This window comes from Mesorhizobium sp. M2C.T.Ca.TU.002.02.1.1, assembly GCF_003997225.1.
In genome coordinates this window covers 1-8,184 of record NZ_RZTO01000213.1, presented here as the reverse complement: position 1 = coordinate 8,184, position 8,184 = coordinate 1, and the positions used below count along the sequence as shown (strand labels likewise).

9 protein-coding genes are annotated in these 8,184 nt (G+C 65.1%); 8 read left to right on the top strand and 1 reads right to left on the bottom strand.

The genetic code is table 11. The features are described 5' to 3' along the window. The 5 genes from EOD07_RS13860 to EOD07_RS13840 all read left to right on the top strand — a co-directional run. On the top strand, window positions 1-981 hold a 981-nt coding region (locus tag EOD07_RS13860; RefSeq protein WP_127235864.1), incomplete at its 5' end, for an acetylornithine deacetylase/succinyl-diaminopimelate desuccinylase family protein. Between the two features lie 115 nt (window positions 982-1,096). Then, window positions 1,097-2,578 carry an ABC transporter substrate-binding protein gene (locus EOD07_RS13855; protein WP_127235863.1) on the top strand — a complete coding sequence of 494 codons (1,482 nt, stop codon included), beginning with the start codon at window positions 1,097-1,099 and terminating at the stop codon, window positions 2,576-2,578. 28 nt (window positions 2,579-2,606) lie between these two features. Beyond that, window positions 2,607-3,554 (top strand): ABC transporter permease, encoded by a 948-nt coding sequence (locus EOD07_RS13850; protein WP_127235862.1) that lies wholly within the window; start codon window positions 2,607-2,609, stop codon window positions 3,552-3,554. Then, complete coding sequence (locus EOD07_RS13845) at window positions 3,551-4,420, top strand: ABC transporter permease (protein ID WP_127235861.1); 870 nt, start codon at window positions 3,551-3,553, stop codon at window positions 4,418-4,420. The genes EOD07_RS13850 and EOD07_RS13845 overlap by 4 nt, the downstream gene beginning before the upstream one ends. Further along, the gene (locus tag EOD07_RS13840) at window positions 4,417-6,039 is read left to right on the top strand and encodes a dipeptide ABC transporter ATP-binding protein (protein WP_127235860.1); all 1,623 of its coding nucleotides are present in this window, start codon (window positions 4,417-4,419) and stop codon (window positions 6,037-6,039) included. The genes EOD07_RS13845 and EOD07_RS13840 overlap by 4 nt, the downstream gene beginning before the upstream one ends. A 13-nt stretch (window positions 6,040-6,052) precedes the next feature. Here EOD07_RS13840 and EOD07_RS13835 read toward each other — a convergent pair whose 3' ends face one another. Then, window positions 6,053-6,484, bottom strand: a complete 432-nt coding sequence (locus EOD07_RS13835) for a TerB family tellurite resistance protein (protein WP_127235859.1) — start codon at window positions 6,482-6,484, stop codon at window positions 6,053-6,055. A gap of 107 nt (window positions 6,485-6,591) precedes the next feature. On the opposite strand from EOD07_RS13835, the gene EOD07_RS13830 reads away from it, so the two are divergent. From EOD07_RS13830 to EOD07_RS13820, 3 genes are all read left to right on the top strand, one after another. After that, a complete protein-coding gene (locus tag EOD07_RS13830; RefSeq protein WP_127235858.1) occupies window positions 6,592-7,377 on the top strand; it encodes a TSUP family transporter in 786 nt (261 codons plus the stop codon). Window positions 7,378-7,428: 51 nt separating this feature from the next. After that, window positions 7,429-7,599, top strand: coding sequence for a hypothetical protein (locus tag EOD07_RS13825; protein WP_116390196.1), 171 nt, complete (start codon window positions 7,429-7,431; stop codon window positions 7,597-7,599). Between the two features lie 91 nt (window positions 7,600-7,690). Further along, window positions 7,691-8,184 (top strand): DUF6597 domain-containing transcriptional factor (locus EOD07_RS13820; protein WP_348627760.1); only part of this gene is annotated, 494 nt, incomplete at its 3' end.

Sequence of the window (8,184 nt, the reverse complement as noted above, 5' to 3'; positions counted from 1 at the left end):
GACGGCTGGACCGTCGATCCCTTTGCCGGCGTGGTGAAGGACGGCAGAGTCTATGGCCGCGGCGCCTGCGACATGAAGGGCGGCCTGGCCGCTTCGGTCATCGCCGTCGAAGCCTTCATGCGCACCCATCCCGACTTTCCCGGCGCCATCGAGATATCGGGCACGGCGGACGAGGAATCGGGCGGATTCGGCGGCGTCGCCCATCTGGCCAGCCTCGGCTATTTCTCCAAGCCGAAGGTCGACCACGTCATCATCCCCGAGCCGTTGAACAAGGATCGCATCTGCCTTGGCCATCGCGGCGTCTGGTGGGCCGAGATCGAGACCAAGGGCGAGATCGCGCATGGCTCGATGCCGTTCCTTGGCGACAATGCGGTGCGCCATATGGGCGCCGTCCTGCAGGCCTTCGAGGAGGAATTGTTCCCGGCGCTCGACCGCAAGATGACGCGCATGCCGGTGGTGCCGGAAGGTGCCCGGCGCTCGACCATGAACATCAATTCCATCCATGGCGGCCAGACGGAGGATTTCCGGCCGGGCCTCCCCTCGCCCAACGTGCCGGATTCCTGCCGGCTCACCATCGACCGGCGCTTCCTGCTGGAAGAAGACATCGCCACCGTGAAAGGCGAGGTCACCGGCATCCTCGAGCGCCTGAAGCGCGAGCGCAGGAAATTCGACTACGAGATCCGCGACCTGATGGAAGTGCTGCCGCTGATGACCGAGCGCGACGCGCCGGTGGTGAAGGCTGTCGCCAAGGGCATCATGGAGGTGTTCGACCGCGAGCCCGACTATGTGATCTCGCCCGGCACCTATGACCAGAAGCACGTCGCGCGCCTCGGCCAGCTCTATGACTGCATCGCCTATGGCCCGGGCATTCTCGACCTCGCGCATAGGCCGGACGAATGGGTGGGCATCGCCGACATGGTGGAATCGGCCAAGGTGATGGCGATCGGCCTCAATGTGCTCTTGCGCGGCACGACCGGCTGATACGCAAAAACATTCCGCCTGGCGCCGCCCGGCAGCACGAAACGCAATTTACTCGCGAGCGAAATCACGCTTCTATCCGCCAGCTTGAGCACGTTTGAGCAATGGGAGTTCAGCGATGAAACTGTGGAAGACCATCCTGGCCGCGGCTGTGCTGTCGCTTGCCGCCGCCACGTCGGCCTTTGCCGCGCGCACCGATCTCACGCTCGGGATCGTGCTCGAGCCGCCGCATCTCGATCCGACCGCCGGCGCGGCCGCGGCCATCGGCGAAGTCACCTATGCCAACGTCTTTGAAGGGCTGACGCGCATCGACGACAACGGCCAGGTCCAACCCGGTCTCGCCGAGAGCTGGGGCGTCTCCGACGACGGCAAGGTCTACACGTTCAAGCTGCATTCCGGCGTGAAGTTCCACGATGGCTCGGCCTTCAGCGCCGATGACGTGAAATTCTCGCTGGACCGGGCGCGCGCCAAGGATTCGCTCAACCCGCAAAAGCAGCTTTTTGCGCACATCACCGATGTCACGGCGGTCGATCCGTCGACCGTCAAGGTCACTCTCGACGGGCCGCAGGGCGGTTTCCTCTACGACATGGGCCAGGTTGCGGCGGTGATCGTGGCGAAGGGGTCGGCCGACGGCAACAAGGACAAGCCGATCGGCACCGGTCCATTCAAGCTCGATCACTGGGCCAAAGGCTCCGAGATCGCGCTCGTCAAGAACCCGGACTACTGGGGTACGCCCGCCGCGCTCGACAAGGCGACATTCCGTATCGTGCCCGACGCCGCCGCGGCCGTCCCCGCATTGCTCTCGGGCGACATCCAGGCTTTCGCCAACATGCCCGCACAGGACGCGCTCGCGCAGGTCCAGTCCGATCCGCGCTTCAGCGTCGTGATCGGCGCGACCGAGGGCGAGACGATCCTGTCGATCAACAACAAGAAGCCACCCTTCGACAAGCTCGCGGTGCGCCAGGCGCTCGCCTCTGCGATCGATCGCAATGCCATCATCGCGGCCGCCTCGAACGGTCTTGGAAAGCCGATCGGCTCGCATTTTTCGCCAGGCGACGCGGGCTATGTCGATCTCACCGGCGTCTATCCGCACGACATCGCCAAGGCCAAGGCGTATCTGAAGGAAGCGGGACTGGAGAACGGCTTTTCGGCCACGATCAAGCTGCCGCCCGTGCCCTACGCACGCGACGGCGGCCAGGTGATCCAGTCCCAGCTGAAGGAGATCGGGGTCAATCTGCAGATCATCCCGGTCGAATGGGCGGAGTGGCTGAGCCAGGTCTTCACCAACAAGGACTACGACCTGACGATCGTTTCCCATGTCGAGCCAAACGACATCGATATCTATTCGCGGCCCGGCTACTATTTCCAGTACGACAATCCGAAGTTCAACGATGTCATCAAGGAGCTCGGCACCACGGTCGACAAGGACAAAAGGCTGGAACTGCTGGGCGAGGCGCAGAAGATTCTCGCCCACGACGTGCCCGCCGTCTACCTGTTCGAGCTGCCGAAGATCGGCGTCTGGGATGCTAAGCTGCAGGGCATGTGGACGAACTGGCCTATCGAGGCGGATGATCTGACCAAGGTGAAGTGGACGGATTGAGCCCGGCGCGGTCGCCCGATCGCCTCCCATGACCGCCTATCTCCTGAAACGCCTCATCATCGCGGCCCTCACACTGGTGCTGGCCTCGATGGTGGTGTTCGCGGTCATGGAGATCCTGCCCGGCGATCCGGCGCGTCTGATGCTGGGCCTCAATGCCAGCGCCGACCAGGTCGAGGTGCTGCGCAACCAGATGGGGCTGAACGCCCCGCTGCTGCTGCGCTACCTGCACTGGGCGGGCGGCTTGCTCAGCCTCGATTTCGGCCGCTCCTACACCTATTCGGTGCCTGTCATCGATCTCGTGCGCGAACGCATTGCCGTTTCCCTGCCGCTGGCGCTGATCGCGCTGGCGCTCTCGACCATCATCGCCATTCCGGTCGGCGTATTCTCCGCCAGCCGCCAAGGCCGTGCCGGCGACACGCTCGCCATGGGCGCGGCCCAGCTCGGCGTCGCCGTACCGAATTTCTGGTTCGCGCTGATGCTGATCTATCTCTTCGCCGTCTGGCTGCATCTGGTGCCGGCCGGCGGCTTTCCGGGCTGGAGCGCCGGTATCTGGCCCGCGCTGAAATCCCTGATCCTGCCGGCCGTGGCCCTGGCGCTGCCGCAGGCGGCGATCCTTGGGCGCGTCGCCCGTTCGGCGCTGATCGAAGTGCTCAACGAAGACTACATCCGCACCGCCCGCGCCAAGGGCCTGCCCTATCGCGCCGTGCTCTGGCGCCATGCGCTGCGCAACGCCATGATCCCGGTGCTCACCATCCTCGGCCTGCAATTCGCCTTCCTGCTTGCCGGCACCATCATCATAGAGAATGTATTCTATTTGCCGGGCCTCGGCCGGCTGATCTTCCAGGCCATCACCCAGCGCGACCTGATCGTGGTCGAAAGCATCGTCATGCTTCTGGTCGCCGCCGTGATCCTCATCAACCTCCTCGTCGATTTCTCCTACGCCATCGTCGACCCGCGTCTCAGGGGCCGGCAATGACGATGCGCGTCGACCTGCCCGAGGAAACCATAGCCGGCGTGCTGGCCAAGGCCCTCGGCAACCGCTCCTTCCTGATCGGCTTGGCCATCACGCTGCTGGTCGTGGCCGTCGCGCTCCTCTCCTTCGTCTGGACACCGTACGACGTCACCAGGCTGGTGATCGCTGACAAGACGCAGCCACCCTCCTGGGCGCACTGGTTCGGCACCGACCATTTCGGCCGCGACATCCTGTCGATGGTCATGGTCGGCGCCCGCAATTCGATCGCCGTGGCGCTGGTCGCGGTCGGCATCGGCATGGGCATCGGCGTGCCGCTCGGCGCCTTCGCCGCGGCGCGCGGCGGACTGGCCGACGAGGCGCTGATGCGCGTCAACGATCTGGTCTTCGCCTTCCCGGCGCTGCTTTCGGCGATCATGATCACAGCGATCTTCGGCCCGGGCGCCGTCAACGCCATCATCGCCATCGGCATCTTCAACATCCCGGTCTTCGCCCGCGTGGCGCGGGCCGGCGCACTGGCCATCTGGCCGCGCGAATTCATCCTTGCCGCGCGCGCCGCCGGCAAGGGCATGACGCGGATCAGCATCGAGCACATATTGCCCAACATCGCGACGCTGCTACTGGTCCAGGGCACGATCCAGTTCGCGCTGGGCATCCTTGCCGAGGCCGGGCTTTCCTATGTCGGGCTCGGCGCCCAGCCGCCGATGCCGAGTTGGGGCCGCATGCTGTTCGACGCGCAGACGCGCATGGTGACCGCGCCCTGGATGGCAATCTTCCCCGGCATGGCGATCGTCATCACCGTCCTTGGGCTGAACCTGCTCGGCGATGGCCTCGCCGACATCCTCGATCCGAAATCGCGGCGGCGCCGATGAGCCTGCTCGAGATCGAGAACCTGTCGCTGATGATCGGCGCCACGCCGATCCTGAAAGGCGTCGACCTGGCCATCGCGCCCGGCGAGGTGGTCGGTCTGGTCGGCGAATCCGGCTCCGGCAAGTCGATGACGGCGCTGACAATCATGCAGTTGCTGCCGCATCTGGCGCGCGCCGAAGGCCGCGTCGCCTTCGACGGCATCGACATCCTCGGCGCGACCGAAGACCAGATGTGCGCCTTGCGCGGCGACGATATCGGCATGGTCTTCCAGGAGCCGATGACGGCGCTCAACCCGGTCAAGACCATCGGCGAGCAGGTCGCCGAAGGTATTCGCTGGCACACCAAGGCGGGCCGCGCCGAGGCGGAAGAGCGCACACGAAAAATCCTCGACCGCGTCGGGCTGCCGGAGGCCAAATTCCCGCTGTCGCGCTATCCGCACGAACTGTCGGGCGGCCAGCGCCAGCGCGTTGTCATAGCCATCGCCTGCGCGCTGAAACCGAAGCTCCTGATCGCCGATGAGCCGACGACGGCGCTCGACGTGGTGCTGCAGGCCCAGATCCTGGACTTGCTGCGTGACCTCGTGCGTGAGAACCGCATGGGCCTGTTGCTCATCTCGCACGACCTGGCGGTGGTGACCGAGATGGCCGATCGCCTGACCATCCTGCGCCGTGGCGAGGTGACGGAGGCCGGCGAAACCGCGCGCACGCTGTCGGAGCAACAGCATCCCTACACGCGCGAGCTGGCGCTGGCCTCCATGCACGTGCCGGCGCGGCCGAAACCGCATCTTGCCGGGTCGGCGAAGCCCTTGCTCGACGTCGAGGGCGTCGGCCGGGTCTATCCGGGGCGGCGCATATCGCTGTTGCGGCCGACAGAGCCGATTCGCGCCGTCGACGATGTCTCGCTCACCATCGAGCCTGCGCAATCGGTGGCGCTGGTCGGCCGCTCGGGTTGCGGCAAGTCCACGCTTGCCCGCATGATCCTCGCCTTGGACAAGCCGACGGAGGGCACGATCCGCTTTCGCGGCGAGGCCATCACCGGCAAGCCGGAACAGGCGCTGAGGCCGGCCCGGCGCGACATGCAGGTGGTGTTCCAGGATCCTTACGGCTCCTTCGATCCGCGCCAGAAGGTGGAAAAGCTGGTGGCCGAGCCGCTGCATCTTCTGGAAAAGCAGCCGGCAAAGGCCGAGCGTCGCGAGATGGTCGCGAATGCGCTGCACGAAGTCGGGCTCGGCCCGCGCGACATGGACAAATATCCGCATGAGTTCTCGGGCGGCCAGCGCCAGCGCCTGTCGATCGCCCGCGCCATCATCACCCGCCCGAAGCTGGTGGTCGCAGACGAGCCGGTCTCGGCGCTGGACGTCTCCATCCGCGCCCAGATCCTCGACCTCTTCGCCGAGCTCAACCAGAAGCTCGGCATCGCCTACCTCTTCATCACCCACGACCTGACGGTCGCCCGCGCCATGGCGGACGAGGTGCTGGTCATGCACGAAGGCAAGATCGTCGAGCGCGGCCGGGCCGCCGACGTGCTCGACCATCCGCGCTCGGAAGCCGCGCAAGCGCTGGTCGCCGCGGCGCCCGACCTCCACCGCGCTATCGCGCGCAAAATGCAGGAACAGGGGTAGACGAACAGCCTGTTCAGCTTTCCGGCTTCACCAAATCGACGGGGCTGATATCGAGCAGGTCGAGGGTGCGGCGCAGCAGCTTCACCTCGCTCTCCGCCAGCTTGGCATCGGCCTTGGCGATCTCGGCCATATGGCGCGCAAGCAGTTTCCGGCGCTCGACATCGAGGCCGTGGAACAACGCGATCGCCTGCGAGCCGTTGGTCTCGTAGCCGAAATCGTTGAGATATTCGATGACGCTGTCGATCGAGGTCTCCGCGATGCCGAAGGCCTCCTTGCAGATGCGCCGGAAGACGACCATCTCGCTCTCCGAGACCGACCCGTCAGCCAGGATCATGCGGAAAAGCATCAACAGTTCCGCCGACAGCACCGGATCGTCCGCCACTTTGCGCACGCCGGGGTCACCGTCGAAGATCGAACGTATCTGGTCGAGCAGCGCCATCGCCACCAAGCTCCCTTTGCGAGTCTGGTCTGATTGTTAGCTTGGAATCTCTCTTGCGCAAACGGGCGAGCGTGATGGAAGCTGCGGCTTCCTTCCTCTGTGCCTTTCCCTCAATGATCGATCTTACCCTGCAGACCGTCCTTATCCTCGTTGCAGCCGCCTTTGCCGCCGGCTTTGTCGACTCGATCGCCGGCGGCGGCGGGCTGATCACGATCCCGGCGCTGCTGCTTGCCGGCTTTTCGCCGGTCGCAGCCCTCGGCACCAACAAACTGCAGGGCATGTTCGGCTCCGGCTCGGCCACCATCCACTATGCCGCCAACGGCCAGGTCGACCTGCGCCGCCAGCTGCCGTCGGCGCTGCTGGCGCTTGTCGGCGGCGCGGTTGGCGCCTTGCTGGCGACCGTCGTCCCCGGCGATTTCCTGCGCGCCATCCTGCCGCTGCTCCTGATCGCCATCGCGCTCTATTTCGCGCTGAAACCGAATATGGACGATGTCGACCGCGCCGAACGGCTGTCGCCTTTCCTGTTCGGGCTGATCATCCCGCCGCTGGTCGGCTTCTATGACGGCGTCTTCGGCCCCGGCGCCGGCTCCTTCTACATGCTCGCCTTCGTCACGCTTGCCGGCTACGGCGTGCTCAAGGCGACGGCGCATACCAAGCTGCTCAACTTCGCTTCCAACATCGGCGGCTTCGTCGTCTTCGCCGCTGTCGGCGTCATCGATTGGAAGATCGGCCTGATGATGGGCGCAGCACAGTTCATCGGCGCCCGCGTCGGTGCCAGCCTTGCCATCCGCATCGGCGCCAGGCTGATCAAGCCGCTACTCGTGGTCGTCTGCCTGGCGCTAGCTGCGAAGCTGCTGGCCGACCCGGACAATCCCTTGCGCCAGCTAATTGGTAAGTGACCGCACCACTGGTAGAATAAGCGCGCGCGAATCATGTTGGAGGGACTAGGCATGAATCTCAGTGCACCCACCCAGCTTGTGTTCATCATTTCGTTGGTCATCGCCATCATCGGTCTTCTTGCCGCTTTTGGCCTGCTTGCGTTCATTCCGCTCGCGTCCGTTTGGATCATGCTCATCGCCTATATCGTGCTCGCCGCCGGCTGTTTGATGCGCGGGGCCTGAGCCAAGGTAAATCAGCAATCTCAGGCAACTCGGAGCGCCCGGCCCTGCCGGGCGCTTTTGATTTGAGGACGCGGTCTGATAGGCTTGCGCCATGTCCGACGAGCCAGAGCGTCATCGCCAGGATAACCGCTCTCCCGCCCTCCATTTCGAGATGGTGCGGCGCAAGCCCTCTGCCTCGCTCGCAGGGATCGTCACGGATATCTGCGGCTATCGCGAGACCTGCCCCGGTCATTTCCGCATCGTCGAATATGCTTCGCTGACTGTGCCGCTGGTGATCAGCTTCGCCGAGGCCTTCGCCATCGGGCTCGGCCACACGCCCGGCGACAATGACCGCTACGCCAGCTTCGCCGCCGGCCTCTATGCGGGGCCGGTCATGATCGAATCCTTCGGCGGCGCCTGCTGCATCCAGGTCAATTTCACGCCACTTGGCGCCAGGCGCTTCTTCGGCCTGCCGATGAGCGAGCTGCGCGACCGCATGGTCGGGCTGGACGATGCGCTGGGCTTTGACGGCATCGTGCTGCGCGAACAGCTCGGCGAGGCGTCGGACTGGCACAAACGCTTCGACATCGCCGAGAACTATATCGC

Coding starts and splice junctions, on each gene's coding strand:
- EOD07_RS13855 (WP_127235863.1), top strand. CDS start 1,097: ATGAAACTGTGGAAGACCATCCTGGCCGCGGCTGTGCTGTCGCTTGCC.
- EOD07_RS13850 (WP_127235862.1), top strand. CDS start 2,607: ATGACCGCCTATCTCCTGAAACGCCTCATCATCGCGGCCCTCACACTG.
- EOD07_RS13845 (WP_127235861.1), top strand. CDS start 3,551: ATGACGATGCGCGTCGACCTGCCCGAGGAAACCATAGCCGGCGTGCTG.
- EOD07_RS13840 (WP_127235860.1), top strand. CDS start 4,417: ATGAGCCTGCTCGAGATCGAGAACCTGTCGCTGATGATCGGCGCCACG.
- EOD07_RS13830 (WP_127235858.1), top strand. CDS start 6,592: ATGATCGATCTTACCCTGCAGACCGTCCTTATCCTCGTTGCAGCCGCC.
- EOD07_RS13825 (WP_116390196.1), top strand. CDS start 7,429: ATGAATCTCAGTGCACCCACCCAGCTTGTGTTCATCATTTCGTTGGTC.